This window comes from Dellaglioa carnosa (assembly GCF_026948345.1).
Classification (GTDB): Bacteria; Bacillota; Bacilli; order Lactobacillales; family Lactobacillaceae; genus Dellaglioa; species Dellaglioa algida.
In genome coordinates this window covers 36,559-61,939 of record NZ_JANXLI010000003.1, presented here as the reverse complement: position 1 = coordinate 61,939, position 25,381 = coordinate 36,559, and the positions used below count along the sequence as shown (strand labels likewise).

At 37.0% G+C, this 25,381-nt stretch carries 24 protein-coding genes; 1 reads left to right on the top strand and 23 read right to left on the bottom strand.

All coding sequences use genetic code 11. The annotated features are described in order from the left end of the window. Positions 1-3 precede the first annotated feature (3 nt). From N0K80_RS05005 to N0K80_RS04905, 21 genes are all read right to left on the bottom strand, one after another. Positions 4-2,811: a type I restriction endonuclease subunit R gene (locus N0K80_RS05005; protein ID WP_269023981.1), complete on the bottom strand. Its 2,808-nt coding sequence runs from the start codon at positions 2,809-2,811 to the stop codon at positions 4-6. A 288-nt stretch (positions 2,812-3,099) separates the two neighbouring features. Further along, the gene (locus tag N0K80_RS05000) at positions 3,100-4,641 is read right to left on the bottom strand and encodes an endonuclease MutS2 (protein ID WP_269023980.1); all 1,542 of its coding nucleotides are present in this window, start codon (positions 4,639-4,641) and stop codon (positions 3,100-3,102) included. 376 nt (positions 4,642-5,017) lie between these two features. After that, a complete protein-coding gene (locus tag N0K80_RS04995) occupies positions 5,018-6,598 on the bottom strand; it encodes a BCCT family transporter (RefSeq protein WP_083478985.1) in 1,581 nt (526 codons plus the stop codon). Between the two features lie 214 nt (positions 6,599-6,812). Continuing rightward, the gene (locus tag N0K80_RS04990) at positions 6,813-7,391 is read right to left on the bottom strand and encodes a sugar O-acetyltransferase (protein ID WP_112250602.1); all 579 of its coding nucleotides are present in this window, start codon (positions 7,389-7,391) and stop codon (positions 6,813-6,815) included. A 233-nt stretch (positions 7,392-7,624) separates the two neighbouring features. After that, the gene (locus tag N0K80_RS04985; protein WP_407932689.1) at positions 7,625-8,296 is read right to left on the bottom strand and encodes an N-acetylmannosamine-6-phosphate 2-epimerase; all 672 of its coding nucleotides are present in this window, start codon (positions 8,294-8,296) and stop codon (positions 7,625-7,627) included. A 31-nt stretch (positions 8,297-8,327) separates the two neighbouring features. Next, complete coding sequence (locus N0K80_RS04980; protein ID WP_269023978.1) at positions 8,328-9,788, bottom strand: glycoside hydrolase family 1 protein; 1,461 nt, start codon at positions 9,786-9,788, stop codon at positions 8,328-8,330. 211 nt (positions 9,789-9,999) lie between these two features. Next, the gene (locus N0K80_RS04975; protein ID WP_269023977.1) at positions 10,000-10,944 is read right to left on the bottom strand and encodes a Gfo/Idh/MocA family protein; all 945 of its coding nucleotides are present in this window, start codon (positions 10,942-10,944) and stop codon (positions 10,000-10,002) included. 114 nt (positions 10,945-11,058) lie between these two features. Beyond that, positions 11,059-11,439, bottom strand: coding sequence for a VOC family protein (locus N0K80_RS04970; RefSeq protein WP_269023976.1), 381 nt, complete (start codon positions 11,437-11,439; stop codon positions 11,059-11,061). Positions 11,440-11,441: 2 nt separating this feature from the next. Further along, positions 11,442-11,903 (bottom strand): ASCH domain-containing protein, encoded by a 462-nt coding sequence (locus N0K80_RS04965; protein WP_269007453.1) that lies wholly within the window; start codon positions 11,901-11,903, stop codon positions 11,442-11,444. Positions 11,904-11,923: 20 nt separating this feature from the next. Continuing rightward, complete coding sequence (gene recQ, locus N0K80_RS04960) at positions 11,924-13,675, bottom strand: DNA helicase RecQ (RefSeq protein ID WP_269023974.1); 1,752 nt, start codon at positions 13,673-13,675, stop codon at positions 11,924-11,926. Between the two features lie 122 nt (positions 13,676-13,797). Next, on the bottom strand, positions 13,798-14,235 hold the full coding sequence (locus N0K80_RS04955) for a hypothetical protein (protein ID WP_269023972.1): 438 nt from the start codon (positions 14,233-14,235) through the stop codon (positions 13,798-13,800). A 1-nt stretch (position 14,236) separates the two neighbouring features. Then, the gene (locus N0K80_RS04950) at positions 14,237-14,452 is read right to left on the bottom strand and encodes a helix-turn-helix transcriptional regulator (RefSeq protein ID WP_146302613.1); all 216 of its coding nucleotides are present in this window, start codon (positions 14,450-14,452) and stop codon (positions 14,237-14,239) included. Positions 14,453-14,608: 156 nt separating this feature from the next. After that, positions 14,609-15,565, bottom strand: coding sequence for a beta-galactosidase small subunit (locus N0K80_RS04945; RefSeq protein ID WP_269023970.1), 957 nt, complete (start codon positions 15,563-15,565; stop codon positions 14,609-14,611). Next, positions 15,549-17,426 (bottom strand): glycoside hydrolase family 2 TIM barrel-domain containing protein, encoded by a 1,878-nt coding sequence (locus tag N0K80_RS04940; protein ID WP_269023968.1) that lies wholly within the window; start codon positions 17,424-17,426, stop codon positions 15,549-15,551. The genes N0K80_RS04945 and N0K80_RS04940 overlap by 17 nt, the downstream gene beginning before the upstream one ends. A 131-nt stretch (positions 17,427-17,557) precedes the next feature. Then, positions 17,558-18,187, bottom strand: coding sequence for an endonuclease III domain-containing protein (locus tag N0K80_RS04935; protein WP_269023966.1), 630 nt, complete (start codon positions 18,185-18,187; stop codon positions 17,558-17,560). Positions 18,188-18,312: 125 nt separating this feature from the next. Next, positions 18,313-18,456 carry a hypothetical protein gene (locus tag N0K80_RS04930; RefSeq protein WP_057974603.1) on the bottom strand — a complete coding sequence of 48 codons (144 nt, stop codon included), beginning with the start codon at positions 18,454-18,456 and terminating at the stop codon, positions 18,313-18,315. Between the two features lie 229 nt (positions 18,457-18,685). Continuing rightward, complete coding sequence (gene abc-f, locus N0K80_RS04925) at positions 18,686-20,206, bottom strand: ribosomal protection-like ABC-F family protein (protein WP_269023964.1); 1,521 nt, start codon at positions 20,204-20,206, stop codon at positions 18,686-18,688. 258 nt (positions 20,207-20,464) lie between these two features. Continuing rightward, positions 20,465-21,949, bottom strand: a complete 1,485-nt coding sequence (locus N0K80_RS04920; RefSeq protein WP_269023963.1) for a DUF6287 domain-containing protein — start codon at positions 21,947-21,949, stop codon at positions 20,465-20,467. Positions 21,950-22,198: 249 nt separating this feature from the next. Next, on the bottom strand, positions 22,199-22,540 hold the full coding sequence (locus tag N0K80_RS04915) for a lipoprotein (protein ID WP_269023962.1): 342 nt from the start codon (positions 22,538-22,540) through the stop codon (positions 22,199-22,201). A 41-nt stretch (positions 22,541-22,581) separates the two neighbouring features. Further along, positions 22,582-22,947, bottom strand: coding sequence for a hypothetical protein (locus N0K80_RS04910; protein ID WP_269023961.1), 366 nt, complete (start codon positions 22,945-22,947; stop codon positions 22,582-22,584). A 68-nt stretch (positions 22,948-23,015) separates the two neighbouring features. Next, positions 23,016-23,645, bottom strand: a complete 630-nt coding sequence (locus tag N0K80_RS04905; protein WP_269023960.1) for a hypothetical protein — start codon at positions 23,643-23,645, stop codon at positions 23,016-23,018. 261 nt (positions 23,646-23,906) lie between these two features. Between N0K80_RS04905 and N0K80_RS04900 the strand changes: the two genes are divergently transcribed. Then, positions 23,907-24,215, top strand: a complete 309-nt coding sequence (locus N0K80_RS04900; RefSeq protein WP_057974609.1) for a helix-turn-helix domain-containing protein — start codon at positions 23,907-23,909, stop codon at positions 24,213-24,215. Between the two features lie 121 nt (positions 24,216-24,336). Here the strand turns inward: N0K80_RS04900 and rpsI are convergent, their stop codons facing one another. After that, positions 24,337-24,729, bottom strand: a complete 393-nt coding sequence (rpsI, locus tag N0K80_RS04895; RefSeq protein WP_057974610.1) for a 30S ribosomal protein S9 — start codon at positions 24,727-24,729, stop codon at positions 24,337-24,339. Between the two features lie 13 nt (positions 24,730-24,742). After that, entirely contained in the window at positions 24,743-25,186 is a 444-nt protein-coding gene (rplM, locus tag N0K80_RS04890) for a 50S ribosomal protein L13 (protein WP_057974611.1), read from the bottom strand. Positions 25,187-25,381: the final 195 nt, after the last annotated feature.

Here is a 25,381-nt window from a genome sequence, read left to right as displayed (position 1 = left end):
TAATTAAACTCCTATAGTGAATTTTTTAACGGTTTGAATGGCGAATTTCAATGCCGATTCAATTTTCCGTTTATTTTTAAGCGGTGCGCCGATTCCTTTTTTCAGCGACTCTTTCTTCTCTCGACCAGTGAACTTATATTCACTAATCGTTTCGTTAATCGCTGATTCTGGAACGTCATTTTCTTTCGAATACGTTTGAACAGCAATTTTTTCTTGTTCTTCAAAGAAATCTAACAACGCATCTTCAATTTTAATATCTGAACTTAAGCTGGGTACCTCATTTTCAAGAAATGAGATCAATAAGTCTCGTTTCAAAAACAGGTTAGCATCATTAGAACTCTTAATTCCATCTATTAATTCTTTAACTGCCTTTCTACGTTCATCTTCTGGAGCAGCTAAGTCAAGTTGTCCAATTAACCCTTTGATGTATCTTGTATTGATTGTATTTTCCTCAATAAGATCAATTTCAAAATCGATTTCATCAAGAATTGAGGCCTTATCATGACCCCCTTGGTTAATATAAATATCCAAATATTTTGAACGATAGTCATTCATATCCTGTTCAGTAAAACCAAACTCTGAACCAGATTTAGCTAAATCAAATTCAGCATAACCTTCCATTTTTCGTTCAACTCGAGCGAGCGTTCTAAAAAGTTTAATAAATTTACTTTGCGCCTCTTCATCCGGTAAATCATCAACCATTTGTGGTGTTCCCACATATTCAAGTAACTCATCAATTGCTTTTTGATAATCGGCTTTGATGTCATTAAAAGGTGGCTGTAAAAAGGCACCTACACTATTAGTTGCACCAAATAACTCAAGTGCTTCATCCGTTTGTTCTTTTAACTTACGGTAAGCAACAATTTGTCCAAATGGTTTTAAATTCATATCATAAACACGGTTTGTTCTTGAATAAGCTTGGATTAAATTGTGATATTCCAAATTTTTGTCGACGTAGAGCGTGTTCAGAGTTTTAGAATCAAATCCAGTCAACATCATGTTGACCACAATTAAAATATCAATCCGATTTAATGGATCATTTTTTTCCACGCGATTTTGAACGTCTTCAGCATACTTTCTGAACTCATTCGTCGAATGCTGCGTATGGTACGTTTTATTATAATTATCTATAATTCGGTCCATTTGTAATTGTGAATGAGATTGCGTTGACTCATCTTCATTACCATCCTCATTTGCCGCCCAGGTAAATATAGTTGCCACCTTAATGTCTTTTTTAGAATCGGCTAGTTGCTTGTTAAATTCATCATAATAAGCAACTGCTAACTTAGTATCTTTAACTGTTAAAAAGGCATTAAATTTACCATTGCGCGTCCGTTGTAGATGTTGTCCTAAAATATTTTTAGTTACTGCGGCAATACGCTCTTCAGATTCATAAACTTCTTGCGTATCAATTCCAACAACTTTTTCACCATCATCAACCGCGTTTGCCATTTTAAGCGTACTCATATAGTCAATTTGGAAACCTAACACATTTTTATCTCGAATCGCATCCGTTATTAGATACGAATGTAGCATTGTTGTAAAAATATCATCGGTTGTTCTACCATCGCCTGCCGGATTCTGTTTGAATCTCGGCGTTCCAGTAAATCCAAACCACTGAGCTTCTGAAAAGAAACCATTAATAGCCTTTTGTTGTTCACCAAAAGTTGTCCGATGAGCTTCATCTACAATAAAGACAACTTTTTTATCTTTTAATGCTGCTAACCCCGCTTCATGACGGGTAACTGCATAATTCATTTTTTGAATAGTGGTAATGACAACTTGTGTCTCTTGTCCTTTAAGTTGTCTAACTAAGTCATAGGTCGATTCTGTCCCGCTCAATAAATCTAGTTCTTCAGAAAACGCCGTAAAATTATCGGTCGTCTGCTTATTCAAATCAGCGCGATCTAACATAAAAATAACTTTTTCAATGCTTTCTTCTTGGGCCAGCAACGTTGCTGCTTTAAACGACGTCACGGTTTTACCCGAACCCGTTGTATGCCAGATATACCCATTCTCATTCGTTGTTAGCGCATGGTTCACTAACGCCTCTGTCGCATATACTTGATAAGGGCGCATCACCATCAAGACTTTTTTTCGTTCATCAAAAATAAAGTACTTTGAAATCATTGAATGCAGTCGGTTAATTTCTAAAAATGAGTTCGTAAAATCTTGAATTTCATTAAAACGATGATTTCCCTCATCCGTCCAATTAAATAGAAAGTCCGCACTAATCTTACCGTCAGTATTAGACATATACTGTGAATTTACACCGTTAGAAATCACAAAAATTTGAATAAATCTGAAAAGATTTTGATAAGAAACCTGTCGATAACGTCCAATTTGATTGAAGGCTTGGTGATTCTCAACACCACGTTTTTTCAATTCAACTTGAACAAGTGGTAATCCATTAACCAAAATCGTTACATCATATCGGTTTTCGTGTTCATTAACACCCATCACAGTTACTTGATTTGTAACCTCATAAATATTTTTATCCGCATTTTTCGTATCAAAATAGTTCAGATACAACGTTGGTTCATTAGTATCATCCCTTTGGATCGTTAATGTTTGATCTCTTAAGATATGTGCAGTTGCGTACGCGTTCCCGCTTGTTAACTTCGACATGATTCGTGAAAATTCGCCATCCGTTAATAATTTCCCATTTAATTTATCAGCGTTACGTTGATTTAATATTGCTCTAAAATGTGCAATCATTTCATCAAGCGAACGTAATTCGACTCGTTTATAATTTAATTTTTCTAGATACCCAATAAAACGTTCTTCAAGTTGTGCTTCACTTTCGGCCATAATATCGCCTCTCCTCCGAACTTACGTTGTCGCAGAGCGTAAGTAATTATAAGTGAATTATACCAATATTTTCATCGACATTACAGTTTATTCCAAGATAACTAAAATTCAACTTAAATAAAAATAGGCAACCAATTACCACTCACATTTAAGCAGTAATTAATCACCTAGAATATCAGACCTTTTTGAATACGGACCATACCGAAACAGTCTCGTTTAAACCATGTCTATTTAAAAAAATTCTAATTTCCTTTTCACCTCATTAAAAGTTTACCCTCATCTTATCTCTCATGACGTTTTAAATAATTCTAAATATTTAGCTGCCCTATTGATGACTGACTCATCTAGTTTCATTTTACGAGCGACGAATAGACCGTTACTCTCGCCTACTTCGTTCATTAATAGCCGATATAGAGGTTGCAACGTTTCTCGATCAAATGCCATTGCGGCAGTTAGGAAGAGCTCATCTTTTACGGCGAATTCTTTAATTTCTCCGTAATGAGTAGTAGCTAAAACAAGAGCGCCTTTTTCCGTTAATGTTTCCAAAATTGCTATGGCTATGGCGGCACCTTCGCTTGGATCAGTTCCACTTCCAATCTCATCAACTAGTACTAATGAACGATTATTAGCAACTTCTAAAATGGCTCTCATATTATTTATATGTCCTGAAAAAGTACTTAACGCATTGTCAAAATCTTGATAGTCCCCAATATCAACTAGTATGTGTTCGAAAATACTGATTTCACTGGTCGTATCTGCGGGAATAAAGAGCCCCATCATCGTCATGAAAGTGAGTAACCCGATTGTTTTAAGCACGACCGTTTTTCCACCAGAATTAGAACCAGTAATGACTAAGCCTCGTTCTAATGCCCCAATTTGAATTGATAATGGAACTGCCACGTTATCTAATAAAGGATGCTTGGCTTCAATCAGGTTAATCCTCCCCTGGTCATTAATGTTTACTCTCCGACCATTTATTTCAACACTGTATTTTGATTTAGCGATTATCATTTCAAGTGATAAAACAATTTCATTTGTTTCTTTTAATTTCTTAAGTTCTACAGCAACTTCTTCCGTTAGATTAGCTAATATTTGATAAACAATGGTACTTTCTTCCGCTTGAAACATTTGTAATTTCCTGCTCAGTTCTATAGTTGCTTCAGGCTGGAGAAAAGCTGTTGACCCTTTTCCAGATTCAGCAACTATTCTGCCTTTAATACTGTTCTTAAAGGCACTTTTGACAGGTACTGTTAGGACACCATCTCGTTCAATAACCATAAATTCTTGTATTTTAAATTTATTGGTCGAGCTAGTAATAAATTTGTGCATCTTATCTCTAATATTACTATCATAACGGATTATGTTTTGACGCGTTTTTTTCAATTCCCTTGAAGCTTCAGATGTAACTAAATTATTTTTGATAGATATATTTATTGCCTCTTCTATATGTCGGAAACTCTGTAACGCCACTGAGTATTCATACAGGGTTGGTGCCGACTTCTTGTTCTCTTGAAAATAACGTTTTATCTTTCGAATCGTTCTTAAAAATCCAGATATTTCTAGTAACTCTTTTACCCCTAGTACATATCCATCTTCAATTTTTTGAAATAACCGATCGATTTTTTCACTCGCCATTGACGGAATACTTTTTTGACTTTCTACTAGTGATACGCCTTCTCCTGTTTCTTTTTGGAACAATAAAACTTCGTCTAAGTTACTTGATGGTTCAAATGTCTCAATTCTTTCTTTAACTGTGTTACTTCTCGCGTACTCGCTGACGCGATTCCTAACTTCGTTAAATTGGGTTTGTTCAATTGCTTGCTTTTTCATTGTGTTCTCTCTTTCTGTTAAAGAGATATCCGTTTTAACAAATCAACTCAAAATAAAAAGAGATCGGGAAATATTTCCCAATCTCTTCATTTAATATTCTGGATTATAGTCAAATAAAATTCTCTAAATTGACCATTTCTATTTAGAAATAGTTAATTGCGCCTATAAATAACAGATATCTCAAACTTAAATAATGGGTACAACAAATAAAACAATTAGTAATAGTTCTGTTTGTTGCTTCAATTATGGTTTGTTTAGATACCTAAGGCGCTCAAAAAGTTCACTCATTTCATTTTTAGTTGATTTGTTATGAATACTGTAACAAAGAATTATTCATCCGTCAATTCCATCAGAAATAGCCTTTATTCTTATCTACTTAATGAATCATATCGTGTATCACATGTTGTTGCGCAGCGATATTCTTTTTAACTGCTTTTCCAATCATCTTCATAAATGAAGTATGGACGCTTTCCGTTGAATGATCATGTGCCAAATATTGCCATGTTGAAATAATTAACAATAATGATACAAAAATCAGCGGGAATCCGGCCATTAAACAAATCGCTTGAATGGTTTTGAAACCGCCGACGAAGACGATCCCGAATGAGAATAACATAAAAATTGCCATCCAAACCAAGCGATTAAATAAACTTGGTTGTTGCGCTGGTCCAAGTTTTGTACTGGTAAATGCCGACACAATGTACGCTGACGAAGAAATTGTGGTTGCTAAGAAAATAAAGCAGGAAATTGCGTATATAACTAACATGACATATTTAAAGGGCAATGTCGAAATGACTTGCGCGATTGCTGCGGCCTGCCCGTAAACATTCAAGGTATGAATAAGGTCAACAGCTCCACTTTGCTGAAGATAAAGTGAGTAGCCACCTAAGATTGCATAGAAACTCATACAACCTAATGCGCCATATGCCAGCATCCCTAAAATCACTTGGCGAATTGTTCGACCACGTGAAATTCTAGCAATGAACAAGCCCATAAATGGCATGAACGTCAACCACCAACCCCAATAAAAAATAGTTTCTGATTTAACAGGATCAACCGCATGGCCCAATCCTGATGCAGTCCCTGTACTCATTGCGACAAATTGTGTCACCATCAGTACAAGGCTATGTCCTTCTGATTTTAAAATATATAGCGTTGGACCTACTAATAAAACAATTAATAAGAACCCAATTGCCGTCCAGATATGCGCTGAACTTAATCGATCAATTCCGCCCTTAATTCCCTTGAACATTGTTAACGTAAAAATAGAAAACAAGACTACAAACAAGGCTAATTTCAACAAAATTGTATCTGGAACACCCGTTAATGTTGCGATAATTCGTGACAATACTGGGATTTCCATTCCGACTGATGAGCCAACACCGCCCATAATGCCAAAGACAACTAGAAAATCAACAATTTTACGTAAGATTTTTTTATAAGCTTGGTCCCCTTTTAACATGGGGATGACATCACTGACACACATCACTTTTACTTTTTTTACATACATAACGTACGAAATAATTACGGCCGATGACGCAAACATCATCCAAGCCATTGGACCCCAATCAAATTGGCCCATCATATGTGCATTTTGATAATTAACAGGTGACATCGCTTTAGCGCCAAACAATGGTTGTTGCACGTAACGAAGTGGATCGACCATGCTAAGCATCAAAATACTAGCATCAATGGCAGTCGCAAAAACCATACTTCCCCATTTAAAATCATTGTATGCGGGCTTTTCGCCTTTATTACCGAGGGTTATTCTACCGTAATGACTCAAGGCAATATATAAAAAGAAAACAAAATTAAGAATATATATGCCAAGATAAACCCAACTCAGATGAGCCGTAATGGCGTCCATCGCAGAACCCAATGCTAGCTTCAAACCTGAGCCACCAAGCAATAATCCGACTGACACTAAAATAAATAGTGCCACAGTTGGTACAAACATTTTTTTATCGATATTTTGTTTTTCTAAAATAAAAAATTCCTCCTAAATTTAGAGTGCGCCTCGCACTCATTCCAACAACTTCACTTTTATTTGCACAAAAAAAACACACTGGTACAGTTTCTCCACTAGGGATATCTGCACAGCGTGCTTGTTAGCTTGCCATCTTATACAAATACTCATAACGTTAATTAATAGTTAATATTCTATCGAATCGCTAACCTGGGCTCACGTCTCCATTATCATCTAGATAACGAATAATTCGTGCTGGGTTACCCGCAATTACGAGATCATCACCGAACGACTTTGTTACTACTGATCCGGCGCCAACTACGACACGGTCACCAAGCGTAACGCCTGGTAAAATCGTGACGTGTCCACCCATCCAGACACTATCGCCAACCGTAATTGGTTTACCCATTTCGACATCCGCGTTACGTAATTTTGCGGATAAGGGATGTACTGGTGTGTAGAAGCCAACGTCTGGACCAATGTAACAATGATCACCAATCGTGATCGGACAAGTGTCCAACATCGTTAAATGGTAGTTCGCATAAAAGTGATTTCCGATATGAATATTAAATCCATAATCAAATTCGATTCCCGTTTCGGCCCAAAAGTCGTCACCGGAATCAGCCAATAATGCTTTAATATTTGTATTCTGTTGTTTATTATCGTCAAGTTGGTTAATTGTCAGCAGTTCTCTCCGAATTAGTTCTCTTCGTTCAACTAATTCCGGATCAAACTGCTCATACGGTTCACCATCTGACATCTTTTCTCTCTCAGTTTTTATCATAGTATAAGAATACCACTTATATAGTCGTTTGTTAAAATTACTTTTAAAATGGGACTTTATGACATTTATAATACAAACGTCCATGCCTATCATAACGCGCCTAAGCCCAATAATAAAAATAATGAATATAATTTTTTATGTATCTTAAATTCTAAATTTTATCCACACAAAGGGACACCTTATCATAATTATCTCGCTCCCTGATAAGGCGTCCCTTAATTTTTACACTTGTCTTAACTTATTTTATCAACGAATCGTTGCGTAATTTGTTGTGGTCTTGTTATAACACCACCCACAACAGCTGAGAATGCGCCCATATTCAAGGCCTTTTTTACTTCTTCCGGCGTTGTTGTATGGCCTTCCATGATTACGGGAATTCTAAGATTTTCAACCAATTTTTTTAATAATTCAAAATCTGGACTGTCTCTTTCATCCGTATAATTTGTATAGCCAGAAAGCGTAGTAGAAACCATGTCAAAGCCATTTTTTTCGGCCATAATACCTTCTTCGTAAGTCGAAATATCTGCCATAACTAGTCTATTTTCCGCATGAATTTTGCTGACTAAATCACTAACGGCTTCATGATTTGGACGGTCTCGAATAGTTGCGTCCATCGCAATAATTTCGGCATCCGTTGTCAGTAACTCATCTACTTCCTTCATGGTCGCCGTGATATAAACTTCTGAATCAGGATAGTCTCGTTTTATAATTCCAATTAACGGCAAATTCACCTGTTTTTTAATTTCTAAAATGTCGGCGACTGAATTGGCACGAATCCCGACAGCACCACCTTGTTCTGCTGCCAGAGCCATTTTCCCCATAATGAATGAACTGTATAACGGTTCATTTTCAAGCGCCTGGCAAGAAACAACTAGCCCATCTTTGATATCATTTAAATTCATTATATTTCCCCTTTTCGTCGGATAAAATCTGTCTTTAAATATTTTGACCATTGGCTTCAATGACTTGCTTATACCAATCAAAACTATCCTTCTTGTAACGTTTCAATGAGCCATTACCGTCGTCATCTTGATCCACATAAATGAATCCATAGCGTTTACTCATTTCGGAAGTCGATGCACTAATCAAATCAATACAACCCCACATGGTGTAACCCATTAAATCGACGCCATCCATGACTGCCTCTTTCATTTGGATAATATGTTCTTCAAGGTATTTAATTCGGTAGTCGTCGTGAACTTTACCGTCCGCGCCCAACTTATCAAGAGCGCCAATCCCATTTTCAACGATAAATAATGGCACTCGGTAACGATCCCACATTGCATTCAACGTAATTCGTAACCCGACTGGGTCAATTTGCCAACCCCAGTCACTTGTTTCTAAGTATGGATTCTTTTCACCATTAATCATGTTTCCCAACGACGTATCACCTGTTTTGCCAGCCGACGTGACCATTGACATATAGTAACTAAAACTAAGATAGGACACTGTTCCCATTTTAAGGATTGCCTCATCCCCAGGTTCCATTGAAATATGTACGTCGTTTTCTTTGAAGTAACGGTTCATGTATTCTGGATATTCACCACGGACCTGAACATCCGTGAAGAATAAGTTTAAATCATCATTTTTTTGAGCAGCCCGAACATCTGCCGGATTTGGCGTTGAGGGATAAGTTTGCATTCTCGCAAGCATACATCCCACCTCAAAATTAGGATTAATTTTCCGTGCTTGTTCAACGACCAATGCACTAGCAATAAATTGATGATGAACTGCCTGATAACGAATTTGTAATTGTTCCTTTTCCGTTAATTCACTATCTACGGCGCCTGTTTCCATAAACCCAAATGAGCTAACGTTTATTTCATTAAAAGTAAGCCAATACCTCACTTTATCTTTGTAACGTTTAAGGACAACATCCGTGTAACGTGTAAAACTTGTGATTGTATCACGACTTGCCCATCCATTTTGTTTAATCGTCAAGTCGAGCGGCATCTCATAATGTGATAATGTCACAACGGGTTCAATATCATATTTTGCTAATTCATCAAAGACACGGTCATAAAAAGCCAATCCTTCTTCATTTGGTTCTGTTTCGTTACCCTTAGGGAAAATACGTGCCCATGCCATCGACATTCGGTATGATTTGAATCCCATTTCTGCGAATAATTTTATATCTTCTTTATAATTATGGTAAAAATCAATACCACGACGTTTTGGATAATGGTCAGTGGTCGTATCAGCCATCGCTTCTTCAATAGCTTTCATTGTGACAGAACCCAAATTCATTTCAGTTCTTTTTTCAGATTTCCGAATAACTTCAGCAGTCGTCATCCCTTTTCCATCTAAATTCCAGCCACCTTCAACTTGGTTAGCGGCCGTTGCGCCACCCCATAAGAAACCATCTTTAAACCCTTTTGGATAATCTGTTTTATACATATCATTACGCTCCTTCAAAGTTTTTTTGTCGTTCTTATGTACCATGTTGCCGTCAAAACAAGCTGATACTCATTTTTTCAAAAAAAATTACCCATTAATAACCACAAAAAGTAGTTATCAATAGGTAACGCCTGATCTAATCAGTTACAGCCCTTATTTGACAAGACAAGTATACCAAATTAAGAAAGCGCTGTCAAAAGGTATTTTATCATCATTTATCTTGTCTAATCTTCTCAATCACTTGAATAATATCAAATGTATCTTGCAAACTATGTCTGTGAGATTCGCTCGCCCCAACTTCCACCAAATCAATAAAAGCCTGAATTTCAAGCGTCATATCATCCCCAGCAATAAAATAATGACGATCAATTTTTTGCCTATTCGTCAGCGCAATCGTATAATCTTCAATTCTGTTATACATCGGAATTGTGATTTGGCCCCGTTGCCCTGAAATAATGGCAACTCGTTCTTTAGCTTCATTAATGGCCCCTTCGATAAATGCCTGCACGCCATTTTCAAAATAAATAGTTGCCGAAAAACTTTCATCAATCCCATTGCGCATTTCCATTGTAGGATTAATTTTTCGAATTGGAGCCGCCACAATATCTAATACGAACCCAATTGGATACGTACCAATATCATTTAAAGCCCCACCTTGACCTTTTTGTAGTAAATATGAGGTTGGTTTTTGTTCCGGGATAGCATTTGAACAAAAATTAGCCGACAACGTTTGAATGGGTCCAATTAAATCTAAGTCCTTTTTTAAATGATCCATCCCCGCATTAAATTTCGTCTTAAATGCTTCCATAAATAATGTTTTATTTTGCACCGAGGCAAACTCAATTTCTTTCATATCAGCCGTTGTTAAAACGGCTGGTTTTTCACAAAAGACGGGTATCTTTAACGCTAACGCTTTTAGCGACCACTCTTTGTGCATCATGTGCGGTAACGCAATATAGACACCATCAATCGTATCGTCCTCTAAAACAGCCTGATAAGAATCATAAACAGTTATATTAGGATTATCCATTTTGAATTGGTCGTTAGTGGCTAATGATTTCGATCCAATTGCCGTTACTCGTCCATTTTCTGTGTATTGTATACTGTTGAAAAAACGCTTCGCAATATTACCATAACCAATTATACCAAAATTCATGAGTGTTCTCCGTTTCTTTTAAATCGCTTTCATTTAATTATAAATGACTTACTTGTTAAGTACCAATTTAATTTTAACCAAAAAAATAACGCTCAATAACTGAGCGCCTTTTACTTAACCGACAAGTTCAATTTGATTACCTTCAGGGTCTAGGATTACAGCTTCATAGTAGCCATCCCCAGTTGTCCGAGGCTCACCAACTACCTCTATCCCAGCAACCTTGAAATCAACGACCATTTGGTCAACAATTGTATGACTGCCAACGGAAAATGCAAGATGCGCGTAGCCATGACCAGTCGGATAACGCGTTGTAACGTCCGTTCTTGTCATAATCTCTAACCGGGCTTGACCGTCCGGAAAGCTCATAAAATATGAAGAGAATCCTTTAGTGACATTATCATAACGTTCACCTAAAGTAGCGTTAAAATTTGTCACGTAGAAATCACGCATGCTTTCGAGATCTGCTACCCACAAACCAATATGTTCAATTTTCATTTTTATGCCTCCGTTGTTACGGTTGGAAAAACCAATTCAAATTCTTCACATAAGACGGGCATTGTTTCGTCAAATGTCTTATTGACGCTCTCTAAATCTTCTTCAAAAAAAGGTTGATGAACACTACGCCAATAAGCTAATGTCCGGTCACCTTCCCCTTCAAGAAAAGCATGCGCTTCCGTGACCTCGTTGTATGGTGTCGTGTAGACTTTAGTTGTTTTCGTGATAGCCATCGGATTGTCTTTGTAGTCGACAATAACGTTATAATCGCCAACTTTAGGTATTGGTTCTTCATCAAAATATAGACCATAAGCTGATGACGTTGCTGTTTTAAGACCGTCCAGTACTAATTGGCCCAACTCTAGCGACGTTTTTTTAGTGGCACCAAATGCCCATGCATCGTAGTTATCATGTTCAATATTGTTTGCCTTTTTAAATGCTTGCCAATACTCATAAATTGTCATGTGAACTCTCCTTCAAGAATTTAATCTTCTGCGTTTAAAATATCTAAGAATAACTCGCCGTATTTTTCTAATTTACTTTCACCGACACCTTTAACGTCTAACATTTCTGTTAAGGTTTCCGGCATAATTTCACACATTGAATATAACGTTTTATCAGAGAAAATAACAAATGGCGGTACGCCTTGGTCTTCCGCCAATTCACGACGTAATTGTCTCAATTCTTCAAATAATTCGTTATCTTCCGGTAATGCCTGTCGTACTTTAACGGCCATTTTACGGGTAACTTTTGTCTCGCCTTTCAAAACCCCAACACCATCAGCAGCAAGCTGTAAGACGGGATATTGTCCGCTTGAGGCCTGTAAGAATCCCGATGCCACCAAATAATCGATTAATCCCGAAACTTCTTTTTGCGAGCGATCTTTCATCAAACCATAAGTGGGCAACTCATCAAATCTGAATTGCATGACCTTTTGTACCTTCGATCCAGTTAAAACCTGGGCGACCAAGCCTTTACCAAAATGTTCATCCATACGTTTTACGCACGATAACACTTTCTGGGCGTCAATTGAAATATCTTGCGCATCCCGTGTGTCCAGACAATTACTGCAGCGACCACACTCAGGCGCTTCATCGCCAAAATAATTCACGATTGTCTGTTGTAAACATTGCTGCGTATTCGCATATTGCGTCATTTCTTGCAATTTTAGATATTCATGTTTTTTATTAATTTCATCCATCTCAGACTGATCAATAAAGAAATGTTGAATCTGTACATCTTTTAAATTAAAGAGCAAAACGGCTTCACTGGGTAACCCATCTCGACCCGCGCGTCCAGCTTCTTGGTAATAAGCTTCCAAACTTCCCGGAATCTGAGCATGAATCACAAATCTAACATTACTTTTATCAATACCCATTCCAAAAGCATTAGTCGCAATCATGACTTGTACACGATCATACAAGAAGTCTTCCTGATTCTGACGGCGTTCGTCTTCCTTCATACCACCATGATACATTGCCACTTTAATTTTGGCCTTTTTAATTAATTTCGTTAACCGTTCAACTTCTTTTCGTGTACTAGCGTAAATAATACCAGATTGTTGCTTTTGCGCTTTCAAATAATCAAGTAAGAAGCGGTCACTATTTTGATTTTTAACCACTTGAAAGGCTAAATTTTCACGAGAAAATCCCGTTTTGACTTCATGTACAATCGCAAGTCGTTGCATGATATCTGCGGCCACTTGTGACGTTGCTGTAGCCGTCAACGCAATAATAGTCGGATTCGAATTCAACCGTTGAATTGTTTCTGTCAGCCGCAAGTAGCTGGGACGAAAATCGTGCCCCCATTGTGAGATACAATGGGCCTCATCAATGGCTACAAGATCAATTTTTAATTGTGATAAGTCGGCCATAAATCCATCAGAATCCAGTCGTTCAGGTGACACATAAAGTAACTTCACTTCACCACGCGCAGCTTGATTGAAGCGTTCACGAACTTCCATATAATCTAACGTGCTATTAATAAACGTTGCCGCAATCCCATTTTCATTCAAGGCATCAACTTGATCTTTCATTAATGAGATTAATGGTGAAATAACTAACGTTAATCCATCCAAGATAAGTGCCGGAATCTGGTAACAGAGTGACTTTCCGCCACCCGTTGGCATAATCGCTAAGACATCTTCACCGGCTAGGATACCGTCGATGACTTCTTGTTGGCCTTGACGAAAATTATCGTACCCAAATTTTTCTTTTAAAACTGATTGTGGATTCATATGGTCCTTTCTCTTTGCTCATTTTCACAGATAATTCTCTAATACGTAAATTATAGCATAGGTTATTTTTTCGGAATTAAAAAGATGCCTTTTCAAATTGAAAAGAACATCTTAAATTACAACTAAAATTTCTTTTCATAGTGGACAACTACTGCGAATGAAATAAATAACAACGTCGTATACAAGACTGAGAATGCCGCCCCAATCCATAAAAGTGTTCCGATTTTAAAAATTGCCCATAAAATAATGAATAATAACGATAAAACAAAAATCATGTTATACGCAATTTTGCCAATCATGGCATCGACTGATTTATCAATTAACTGATTACGTTCATCTTTTTCCTCAAGGTCATGTTCCTTCAATCCCTTTTTGGAAAAAGTGATATAGAATTGGTAACTCGCAATCAAAAAAGAACAAATAATAAAGAAGAGTGATTTCCCTAGTTCTAACCAATCAAAAGTATCCGTAAAGGTTAAATTCGTTGTCCAAATTGTTGAAATCCCAATAATTGTAAAGAATATTCCGGTAAAAAAATGACGATAACTATAAATTTTCATCTTAACTTTCCTCCAATGCTAAGTTTTCTTTTAGCTGAAATAAGTCTTCAATTCGACAATCGAATAATAAACTCAATCGATAAGCCAACATAATCGACGGTTTATATTTCCCTTTTTCAAGCGAAATGATGGTCCGACTTGAGACCTGGACTTTTTCAGCCAACTGTTCCTGCGTTAAATCAAGTTGCGTCCTGTATTGTTTAATTTTATTTTGCATGTTTGTTACCTCTCAGTATGAAATGAACTTCATGTGAAGTTAACTTCATAATATAATTCTTTTTATTTGAAGTCAATAAAAAAAGAACCTTCTGGTTGGAAGGTTCTTTGGGGTGATTATTATACTTTTTCAATCTATTTAGAAAAAAAGGCTCCTCTAAAATGAAATATCAAACTGATACTCAATATCCTTCTCCGCATCAATTTGATAGTCAGACTCAACATCACTGCCCCAACTATCAATACCACCCACGCCTCGAACGGCGCCAAGAATAGATAGAACAGTTCGATGTTTGGCTGGCAATTCACTATGATGGGTCGCATTTTCTAATTCTTCAGCCGTATAAGGCAAGCATGAAAACGCAATAGGTTGATTGACCGCACTGAATTTCAGTCCGGTTTCTGGTACTTGTCGAATACGATTATCTAGAACTGCCTGACGATAGACGGTCACCCAATCCGTTTGCATATGCATTCCACAATCTTGTGGTACCAAATAAGGCGTTACCGGTAACCCTTGAACGTCGTATTGACCTGCTATGCCGCCTGCCATGCGATCCGGATACGTTTCACCAGAAAGGGCTTGATAAGTAAAACGCGTTGCCGTCGTTGGCATAATAAACCGTAACCCAAAGACAGGTAAAGATGGTAATCCTTTTTGTCCTTTATAAGCAACTGCGACATTCATCTTACCGGTTGGCTCAACCGTATAAGTCACTGTCACCTGCGTTTCTGGCACGGTCGTCGTAAGATAAGTATAGCTTATCTCAACTTTTTCGGCGACTTCATGGTCAGTATAACGATTATTTTCAGGCGCAATGGGTAATTCAATCGCTTGTCCGTTAATGGCAACAGACACTGATTGATTATGACTAAACTGATCAGCGCCCAACCACATTGCGGATTTCACTGGAAACTTATTACCGCGATCATTATCAGTAGTCGCTCGCCAAAAAGTTGGTTTAGGTGAACGATAAAGCCACTCTTTGCCTTGAATTCTAAAAGATTCTGGACCACCCGTTTGATAAGAGAAGATATAATGGAAATCGTCTCCTTTCAACCCAAGCGTCACATCCCCATAAATTACGGCTAACTGCTTATTTGTCTGTGCCATAGTAGTATTTTACCTCCTGCATTGCTGGTTTTTCTTCACGCGTTGCAAAAACAAGTCCATCACCCGAGAATTCGTAATCAGATGGCCGATCATCAAAATCGCCACCATAACGTAACTCAGATTGTCCCGTTACTGGGTCTTCAACCAATAGTCCTTGATCAATAAAGTCCCAAATAAACCCGCCTTGGTATGACTCATACTGCTGCAATAAATCAATATATGATTTCATTCCGCCTAGTGAATTTCCCATATCATGCATATATTCGCACAAAATAAATGGTTTCTTTGGTGAGTCGTCTAAATAAGCTTTAATTTCATCTGGCGTTGCATACATCCGACTTTCAACATCCGAAATCGTGTCCTTATACTCAGTCGCACGGAAAACACCTTCGTAATGAACTAAACGTGTTGCATCTTGTTGTTTATAGTAGGCATTCATTTTTTCCAACACGCTACCGGCATAAGATTCATTACCTAACGACCAGAACAAGACTGAAGGATGGTTTTTAAAAAGTTCAAAATTACTTTTGGCACGGTCTAAAACGGCTGGTTCCCACTCATTCATTGAACCAGGAACATTCCAAGAAGGTTCAACCGCGCCCATTTTCTGCCACGAGCCATGTGATTCCAAGTTTGTTTCAGCCATCATATAAATGCCGGCTTGGTCACAACGATCATAGAAAGATAACCGATCCGGGTAATGTGATGTCCGGACTGCATTAATGTTATTACGCAACATGGCGTCAACATCCCATGCCTCATCAGCATCAGAAATTGTCCGTCCCGTTTTAGGATTCCATTCGTGTCGGTTAACACCATTAATAATTAGACGTTCACCATTCAACAACATTACACGATCTTTAATCTCAATTTTCCGAAAACCAACTAACTGTTGAATCACCTCAATAACTTGGCCCTCATTATTCATAATTTCTAATTGTAACGTATATAAATAAGGGCGTTCATTTTGCCAAGCAACAACTGGTTGTTCCAAATCGTAGTGTTGCTCAACGGTTGGCGCACTCGTTAAATCATCACTAAATAACAGATTTTCTTGGCCTTTAAAAGTGACGCGTACTCGTCGTGTTTCGCCACTAAAATGCAGCTGTAAATTTAATTGTCCCGTTTGTTGGTTAACATCATATTCAGGAATAACCCATAAGTCATCTAAATGTGTTTCCGGTTGCGCTAATAAAGTCACATCTCGGAAAATTCCGAAGAAACGGAAAAAGTCTTGATCTTCAATAAAAGCTGCAGAACTTCGTTTATGAACCTCCACCGCTAAATGGTTATCTTCCGCTTTTAAATAAGGCGTCAAATCAAATTCGGATGGTGTAAAACTATCTTCTGCATAACCTAAGAAGTGACCATTTAACCAAACATACATTGCCTGTTCGACTCCCAAGAAACGAATAATAACGCGTTTGTTTTGCAGTGCGGGATCCAAATCAAAATGCTGCAAATACGAACCGACCGGATTGTATTCTGCCGCGCTAAACATCCCTGTGAAATGATCCTGATTAAATTCCGAAAAAGCAGGTCGTCGATATTCATGACCTTCCCACGGATACATCGTATTTATATAATGGAATTGATCATAACCCGCCAATTCGATATGCTGCGGTACCGTAATTTGATCGAATTGTTCCGCATCAAAATCTGTCTGAAAGAAATTTTTTGGCCGGCTTGCTGCATTTGGACTATAACTAAATTGCCATGTTCCGTTCAAAGATTGTTCAAATGAACTTTTCTGTAGTGCCATCTCAGCTTCCGTAGCGTAGTAACGGTGATCACTATGAGCCGGTAACTGGCCCTCTCGGAAAACTGCTGGTGTATCTAACCATTCAATCTCTGGAATCATTTTATTTAACCCCCATTAGTCTTTTTAAAACGCTTTCATATTTGAAGTATAATTGTTTCTACGAGGGATGTCAAAATGACCGACGTACGATTAGTGACAAAAAAATAAGACTACTAAAGTAGCCTAACTTTCTAATCCGCAAGTAACCAGCTTTCGTCCAAATTTTTATTTTTCCGAAAGGCTTTACCATGTTCATCAATCACCGCATGCCATTCACGACACAGGTTTAGTGGGACCTTTTCAGCAGCCTCCGTAAAATCAGCTTGCATTTTTTTGTAAGATTTATATTCTCCAAAACCTAAGCGACCAAATAACCGCATTGCGTATTGATCTGCGATGAAGACATTGCGGCCAAATGTATACAATAAAATATCGTCTGCCGTTTCGGGCCCAATACCTTTAATTGCCAATAATTCTTGACGTAAATCTATCGTCGTTATTTCTTCAAAACCAGTAAAATCTGCTCCGTGTCCAGCAAACCAGTTAATTAAATTTTTAATATAGGCACTTTTTTGTTTGTAAAATCCTGCCGATCGAATGCGCTCTTGCAAGTCTTCAATGTCCATTGACTGAAGTTGCTCAACCGTTAAATAACCGTCTAGTTTAACCATGGCCTTCTCCACATTGACACCAGTAGATTGTTGGATAAGAATCATCGTCACCCAATCAGAAATTGGATTTTCATTTGACCACCAGTATTGTGGGCCATAATGGTCTGATAACCGGTTAAGCACTTTAATTATGTCTTTATCTGTTTTCATTAGGGTCTCCTTGACGTATTTAGATGGGCTAAGTTTATCATATTGGCATCAACCTAACTATCGATTACACCTAAATTTATTGCAAAAAAATAGCCCAGATATTATCTGAACTATTCTCCCTACGACTATTTAAATATTTTAGGACCTTTACGCATTTTAGTGCGATCATTTCGAGCAGTTGCCTTCTTGTTGAAGTTGCCACCGTCAGTTTGTTTCTTTTTAATAATTTCTAACATTTTTTCTCTGTCTGTCTTTGCTTTATCAGCCATTGGTGTGTCCTCCTTGCTCTCGTAATTAACAATTTTTTCAAAGTTAAAGATTCATCTACTGAATAAATGCCTTCAAATAAAGTCGATTCTTGAATCATCAACTTCTAGGTCTCTTTCAATTTTGTATGCATTACTTACTGACATACAATCAAATAACGATGCTTGTAACAGTATATCATTATGACTCACTTTATATCAATAGAAGCGTTAAATAGCTAAGGTTTAGCTTTCAAATACGTCGTTTAATTTCAATAAATTTTGTCCCTACCGCCTCAACAAATTCCTTATCGTGATCAATGATTAACATTGGTGGTTGAAAAGTCATAATGACATCTTGAATTTGTTGTCGCGTGATGACGTCCAAATAATTAAGTGGTTCATCCCAAATATATAAATTGGCCGGTTCAACTAAGGAGCGACTTAACGCAACTTTTCGCTTCTGCCCCATACTCATTTGGCTGATATCTTTCGTAAATTCATCCCGTTCGAAGCCTAATTTTCTTAACATATCTAATAATAACGAATATGAAACAGCCTTTTCTGCGGCAAAATCTTGTAATGAACCAGATAGTCCATCAAAATCTTGCGGCAACCAACTGACTTTTAAAGGCGCTGCCAGTTGCCGTTGCCCTTGATAATCTAAATGACCCAAAATGGCGGAAATAACGCTAGATTTTCCGGATCCATTCTCACCTTGAATAACAAGTCGCTCCGTTGATTTTACTTTAAAAGAGACGGGATGATTGACTGCCACTTCCTTTCGGAATGCCGAGAAATCAATAATTTCTAATAATGATTTTTCTGACGAGATACGCTCAAAATTCAAGGTTAAAGGTTCTGCCACATCGATATTCTTAAGGAGCGACTGTTTTTCTTCCACTGCCTTATTGGCTCTTTTTTTGATACTTAATGCACGTTTCATTGATTTTGCCGACTTGTGACTAATAAATCCACGGTCGACTGCACTAGAGACTTTGGCTTCCGTTTGATTAGCCCAACCCGTTTTTTTCTGCGATGCGCTTTCTAACCGTTTAATATCGCGCTGTAATTTTTCTTTTTCATTGAGCTCCCAGTTGTTACGTGCCGTATTTTCTTCATCCCATGTTCGATAATTTCCTTTAAACTGGCTAATCTTAGCTCGGTCAATGGAGATAACATGGTCTATAATGGCGTTTAAAAAATACCGGTCATGGCTAATTAAGATAAAACCTGATTTTTGCCATAAATAGTCAGAAATAACCTGGCGTCCAGCTTCATCTAAATGATTCGTTGGTTCGTCAATTAGTTGAAACTTTCCTTCTCCCACAAACAAACTAGCCAATAATATCTTCGTTTGTTGCCCCGGACTTAACTGGTTAAACGGTTCTGCTAGAATACTTTCAGGCAAACCTAACTTATCTAATTCAATTAAAATCTGCCACTGATCGTAATCTTCTAAACCTGTCACACGCCTAATAACTAACCAGACGGATTCTTCCGGTTTTTCAACAGTTTGAGGGAAATACTGAAATTCTAAATCGGTTCTAATTTTCCCTTTATACTGCAGTTGGTTCTGTAAAATTCTAAATAAGGTCGTCTTTCCACGACCATTTCTACCAATTAACCCTAACTTCCAACTCGCGTCTAATTGTAAATCAACGCGGTTAAATATTGGTGCTAACTGGCCATCATATTGAAAACTTAATTGTTCAATTTGTATTGTTCCTATGGTAATTACCTCATTTCTTTGTGAGGTCGACCATTGGCCCATTCAACTTGGGTCCACAAAAAAAGAGCATACAGTTATATGCTCTTCAATCGTTACGCATCAAAAAATGGTTCTTTGAGATGTGAAAAAGAATTGAAATTGCAAACCGTTTGAATAGCCAACCCGCATAAAAGGACACACTTCGCCCCATGCTTGGCCGACAGATATTCGATTAACGATTTGTATTTTTCAATGTTCTTCACACTCCCTGTTTATTAATTGTTTATAGATTATCATATTTGTGGGGGATGGGCAAATATGTTAATTAACTTTATAGTAGACGTCCGATTCCGTAACCATCATTGACAGTGCTCCTTGAGTACTAAGGGCCACTATCTTGTCTTTGTTGATATCTCCAGCCGCCAGTTCACCTTTTGTTCCTGCAGGTAAGAAAAAGACAAATAAGCCAGAACGAGAAACTGAACCTTTTAATTCTAGCGCCCCATCAGTTATTGTCGATTGTAGTTGCTGCTTATACATCAATTCATCTCCACTTTGATAAAGACCCGCTAGCTTTGGTTTACCATTTGCTAGGTTTAACTCGGGAATATTTAGTTTTAAATTTCTCACTTCACCGGCCTGCTTAAATCCAGTGATATCCGTAAATTTCATGGTATCATGTCCTACATTAATTTCACGTCCATGTTTATTTTTCCAAGTTCCATCAATGGTCGCATAGTCACCCGTTTTGATTTCATTAATATCCATCTTTGCCTTATCCGTAGAACTCACATTTGAACTTTTTTTAACGGATGTGCTTCCGTCAACTTTTTGAAAAACCTGTAAATAACTATTGTTACTCGTTCGGACAGTAATTCGATCTTTCGAATCGTCTATGGTCGCTGGCTTATCGTCTCCTGAGTTAGCCATTGCCACTCCTTTAGGGTAAAAAGATACGCCCCATAATATTGAAGCCATTTGATCCGCAGAATCTGCCGCCAAATATCCATTTTGCACTTTATATATCATTGCTGAACTTCCATTACTATCAGTTAATGTCTTACTTTGTAGCTTCATGGATTCATTAGCAAGTTGGTTCTCAGTTACCGAAAGTTTGGTGCCATCTGGGGAATCCCATGTGTTACCATTTCCGTCGTGATGATTACTAGATGTGGCAACCTCTCTCCAATCGCCCAGTAAACTCGTATAGTCTCCCTGTTGAATCTTTGAAAGATCCATTGCTTGATCTGCTTGTTCGTTTACTTCCGTTGATGCAGATTCTGACTTTTCATCTGACTCGTTATCCGATTTGTTAAGTTGTTTATCATAAGATTTCTTCAAAGTAGTTACTTTTGATTTAAAATTATTAAGTTCTTTTTTATCGTAAACAGTCACATCTTGTATCTCTAATCTTTTAGAAAGAACCTTTAATGAATTTACCTTCATCGTAATATTTCTGATTGATGCTTTAGAAAGATTTGTAATCTTACTTTCTTCAAAAGTTGTCTCATTTTTATCTTTCAGTAATTTTCTAGCTTTATAAATTGAATCATCATAACGTTTTATGACTTTTTTATTTTTTTCTGTTCCTTTTTTGTACTCGTCTGACTCTTTAATCAATTTTTCTAATTCTATAAATTGCTTACTTTCATTCTTTTCTTTTTCAAAAGCTACTGTCTCTTTGTCTATTCCTTTTAACTGTTCCTCTATCTTTGGCCCATTGTCTTGCTTCTGATTATATATGTAAAACGCGCCACCCAAAATAACTATAATTGCCACAATCCATAAAACTTTCTTATTCTTCATCCTTATTACCCCCGTAATTTATTAATTCTTATAAGTACGTTGAATCATTAAAAACAATTTATCGGCTAGCGTCCCATGTTTATACTATAGATTATGGATATTAATAACAATATTATTTAATTGTTAAATTACATCCTGTATCTCTCTAAAATAAGGGGTCAATTTCCTTCAAAGTATAGGAAATAGGCCCCTTATCATTTATTACATATTTAGCTTTTTATTAACAGCTCACAATTAATACCGCTAAATTTATTTTTTATCGTATGTTGTCCCTTTTGCTAAGTTGGCTAATCCCTCGGCAGACTGCACAACGAATGATTTTTTATCTTGTGACAAAAGCGCTACCATACGGTATTCACCCAATTTTATATTGAGCTTTCCATCGGATATTGTATATGTCCCTTTATTAATAACCTTGCCATCTTGTTTTTCTTCAACAGAATCGCCTTTAAAAGTCAGCGTGTCAGTTGTTTCAGTAAACATAAAATGAACTTTACCTTTGTAATCACCATCCAACTTATTACCACATGCTGTAAGAGTGAACATCATCACCAACAAGGCAATAAATCCAACAATTCTTTTTTTATTCATTTTTATCTCCGTTTCTCGTAAGTAATTCGTTAGTTCATAATTTATTCTTTCGTATACGTTAAGTGAACCCGATTCGGTACTTCCTCACCACCGACTTTTACACTTGTAATCTTAAACGATTTTTTATCGTTAAAGAGTTTCGCTGTATGTAGTGCATCTCCAAATCTAATTTCGAGTTTATCGCCTGAAATTGTATAAGTCCCTTCCGACGAAATTCTTTTATCGTCCGCCTTTACTGTAACGGTACCATTATCGAATACGTAAGACTGTTTTTTTTGAGGTATCGAACCACGTCTGATTATTTTCGGGAAATTATACACGTAATTTCCCTCTAACGTATTACCACATGCCGATAGTGTAATCATTCCCATAAAAACCATCATTAACATAATTATTTTCTTTTTCATTTTTCTCCCTATCCCTAAAAATTATTCTTATTAATAATTAGAACAATGCTACGTTGTAATAATAAAAGCTATTTATTATTAGTTGTATTAACTGCGGCAACAGTTGCGGCTATAGCGGCTATTTTTGCAGATGTGGCTGTATCTGCCTGCAAGGACCTTGTCTCCTCTTGAATCGCCAATTGATCTTCATAAAAATTTTGTTTTTCTAAAAGATTATACGCTTCTCTTAGCGACTCTGCCCGGCCTTCATTAACTAATTTCCATAGTCGATAAGCGTCCGAGTACGTATAAAACTCTTCCGGAAATCCATTTCGTCCTTCTATATAAGCTGGCATGTTTTCTTCTTGTCTTAATTTTTGATTGGCTTCATCTAAAATTTCATGAGCCGGTTTTACCCAAAATTTATATTTGACTGCCATAATAATCGCCGCAATGACCCCAAAAATCAAGAAATAACCCATATTATTTGTTTGCGCTACCCCCGCTGCGTCATTGTATATCAATGGTTCATTGGCTGATCCACCAAAAAAGAGACCAATTAATGCGAATACCCAAAATGCAATAATTGTTTTCCTTAATCTTTTTTCAGCTTTTTCAGATTTAAATTGTTTTGGGGCTCTATCTTGCTGCGCAATAGCAACGGGTGCAAGCGCTATTCTTTTTTCTTCTAAATATTCTAACGTTTCATTTCTGTTCATAATATCCCATCCCATCCAAGTTATATACTTCACACCAACGAGTCATATCAAATATCTCATCATAATTATTTTTCTTCCCCTCGGAACACACATTCAATAATCTTTTTCTCCCCCACTTTCGATAATTAAACTACGTGTAAATATGATATTTAATATGGTTAATATTATCATAAAACATTTTAATTAACAATATTGACTTCACTTAGTACGTGTAATATTGTTATATATCTTTGATACCCTTAATATTGAGGTGATAATCATATGTCTATAGACTTTTTTGGCGGAAAATTAAAAGCAATTCGTAAATCAAAGCGTCTTACACAACGGGACTTATCGATACGTCTAAATGTTAGCAAAGGAACTATTTCCGGGTACGAACAAGGCTTATCTTATCCATCAATTGAAACGTTGACAAAAATTTGCATTATATTAGATACATCTGCTGACTATTTACTTGGGATTTCCGATGATTTACCATTCAAAATGGGGGGACTAACTGACGAGCAGATGGAAAGCATTTTACAATTTGTTTCCCTAATTGAAAGAGCAAATAAAGTTACCACTAAATAAATAAAGCGCACACTATCAATTCATGATAGTGTGCGCTTTTAGCAAAACTGAATTATTTTTATTCCGTAAAAAAGACACCTTCCAAATGGAAGATGTCTTGAAATATTGATATACGAATATATTAACGTTTTGAGAATTGACTTGCTTTACGAGCTTTCTTAAGACCTGGTTTCTTACGTTCTTTCATACGAGGATCACGTGTAAGTAATCCTGCAGATTTAAGAGCGGCACGGAAATCTGGATCTACTGTAAGCAATGCGCGAGAAATACCATGGCGAACTGCGCCAGCTTGACCTGAGAAGCCACCACCATTAGCGTTAACTAAAACATCATAACTACCTAATGTTTCTGTAGCGTTAAATGGTTGTAAGACAACTTCACGTAAGTTAGCAAATGGAATGTAATCTTCAATTGCTTTGTTGTTAATAGTAATTTTACCAGTACCTGGTACTAAACGTACGCGAGCTACTGAGTTTTTACGACGACCTGTTCCTGAATATACGACTTGAGCCATTTCAATTGCCTCCTTAAATTAAGTTTGTAATATCTAAAGTTTCTGGTTGTTGTGCTTGTTGATCATGTTCTGCACCACGATATACGTGTAATTTCAATGCTTGTTCTTTACCAAGAGTACCTTTTGGAAGCATACCTTTAACAGAGAAAGCAATCAATTTTTCAGGATCGTTGGCACGGAAATCACCGGCAGTACGAGTCTTTAAACCACCTGGATGATCTGTATGATGTTGGTATAATTTTCTGTCAGCTTTGTGACCAGTTAAACCAACCTTTTCTGCATTGATAACAATAACGTTATCACCAGTATCCACATTAGGTGTGAATGTTGGTTTGTTTTTACCGCGTAAGATAGAAGCAACGACAGTTGATAAGCGACCTAAAGAGATATCGGTTGCATCAATAACATACCATTTACGTTCTATTTCGCCTTTTTTTGCTAAATAAGTTGTACGCACGATTGTTTCCTCCGTTTTTTCATGTTGTTTGTTTGACACTCAAATAAGTTTCCGGGGCCTATCAGTGGGGCAAACAATACCATTTATAATATTAACTATTAAAAGTCAATTTGTCAATCTAATTTATGGGCATCCCACAAATAAATAACACCTTTTCAGATTTAGAATTGCCTTAGTATTCATATTGTCAATAAC

Bases quoted from the DNA above. Each gene is read 5' to 3' on its own strand.
- N0K80_RS05005 (WP_269023981.1), bottom strand. From the start codon at position 2,811: ATGGCCGAAAGTGAAGCACAACTTGAAGAACGTTTTATTGGGTATCTA.
- N0K80_RS05000 (WP_269023980.1), bottom strand. From the start codon at position 4,641: ATGAAAAAGCAAGCAATTGAACAAACCCAATTTAACGAAGTTAGGAAT.
- N0K80_RS04995 (WP_083478985.1), bottom strand. From the start codon at position 6,598: ATGTTTGTACCAACTGTGGCACTATTTATTTTAGTGTCAGTCGGATTA.
- N0K80_RS04990 (WP_112250602.1), bottom strand. From the start codon at position 7,391: ATGATAAAAACTGAGAGAGAAAAGATGTCAGATGGTGAACCGTATGAG.
- N0K80_RS04980 (WP_269023978.1), bottom strand. From the start codon at position 9,788: ATGTATAAAACAGATTATCCAAAAGGGTTTAAAGATGGTTTCTTATGG.
- N0K80_RS04975 (WP_269023977.1), bottom strand. From the start codon at position 10,944: ATGAATTTTGGTATAATTGGTTATGGTAATATTGCGAAGCGTTTTTTC.
- N0K80_RS04970 (WP_269023976.1), bottom strand. From the start codon at position 11,439: ATGAAAATTGAACATATTGGTTTGTGGGTAGCAGATCTCGAAAGCATG.
- N0K80_RS04965 (WP_269007453.1), bottom strand. From the start codon at position 11,903: ATGACAATTTATGAGTATTGGCAAGCATTTAAAAAGGCAAACAATATT.
- recQ (WP_269023974.1), bottom strand. From the start codon at position 13,675: ATGAATCCACAATCAGTTTTAAAAGAAAAATTTGGGTACGATAATTTT.
- N0K80_RS04955 (WP_269023972.1), bottom strand. From the start codon at position 14,235: ATGAAAATTTATAGTTATCGTCATTTTTTTACCGGAATATTCTTTACA.
- N0K80_RS04950 (WP_146302613.1), bottom strand. From the start codon at position 14,452: ATGCAAAATAAAATTAAACAATACAGGACGCAACTTGATTTAACGCAG.
- N0K80_RS04945 (WP_269023970.1), bottom strand. From the start codon at position 15,565: ATGGCACAGACAAATAAGCAGTTAGCCGTAATTTATGGGGATGTGACG.
- N0K80_RS04940 (WP_269023968.1), bottom strand. From the start codon at position 17,426: ATGATTCCAGAGATTGAATGGTTAGATACACCAGCAGTTTTCCGAGAG.
- N0K80_RS04935 (WP_269023966.1), bottom strand. From the start codon at position 18,187: ATGAAAACAGATAAAGACATAATTAAAGTGCTTAACCGGTTATCAGAC.
- N0K80_RS04930 (WP_057974603.1), bottom strand. From the start codon at position 18,456: ATGGCTGATAAAGCAAAGACAGACAGAGAAAAAATGTTAGAAATTATT.
- abc-f (WP_269023964.1), bottom strand. From the start codon at position 20,206: ATGGGCCAATGGTCGACCTCACAAAGAAATGAGGTAATTACCATAGGA.
- N0K80_RS04920 (WP_269023963.1), bottom strand. From the start codon at position 21,949: ATGAAGAATAAGAAAGTTTTATGGATTGTGGCAATTATAGTTATTTTG.
- N0K80_RS04915 (WP_269023962.1), bottom strand. From the start codon at position 22,540: ATGAATAAAAAAAGAATTGTTGGATTTATTGCCTTGTTGGTGATGATG.
- N0K80_RS04910 (WP_269023961.1), bottom strand. From the start codon at position 22,947: ATGAAAAAGAAAATAATTATGTTAATGATGGTTTTTATGGGAATGATT.
- N0K80_RS04905 (WP_269023960.1), bottom strand. From the start codon at position 23,645: ATGAACAGAAATGAAACGTTAGAATATTTAGAAGAAAAAAGAATAGCG.
- N0K80_RS04900 (WP_057974609.1), top strand. From the start codon at position 23,907: ATGTCTATAGACTTTTTTGGCGGAAAATTAAAAGCAATTCGTAAATCA.
- rpsI (WP_057974610.1), bottom strand. From the start codon at position 24,729: ATGGCTCAAGTCGTATATTCAGGAACAGGTCGTCGTAAAAACTCAGTA.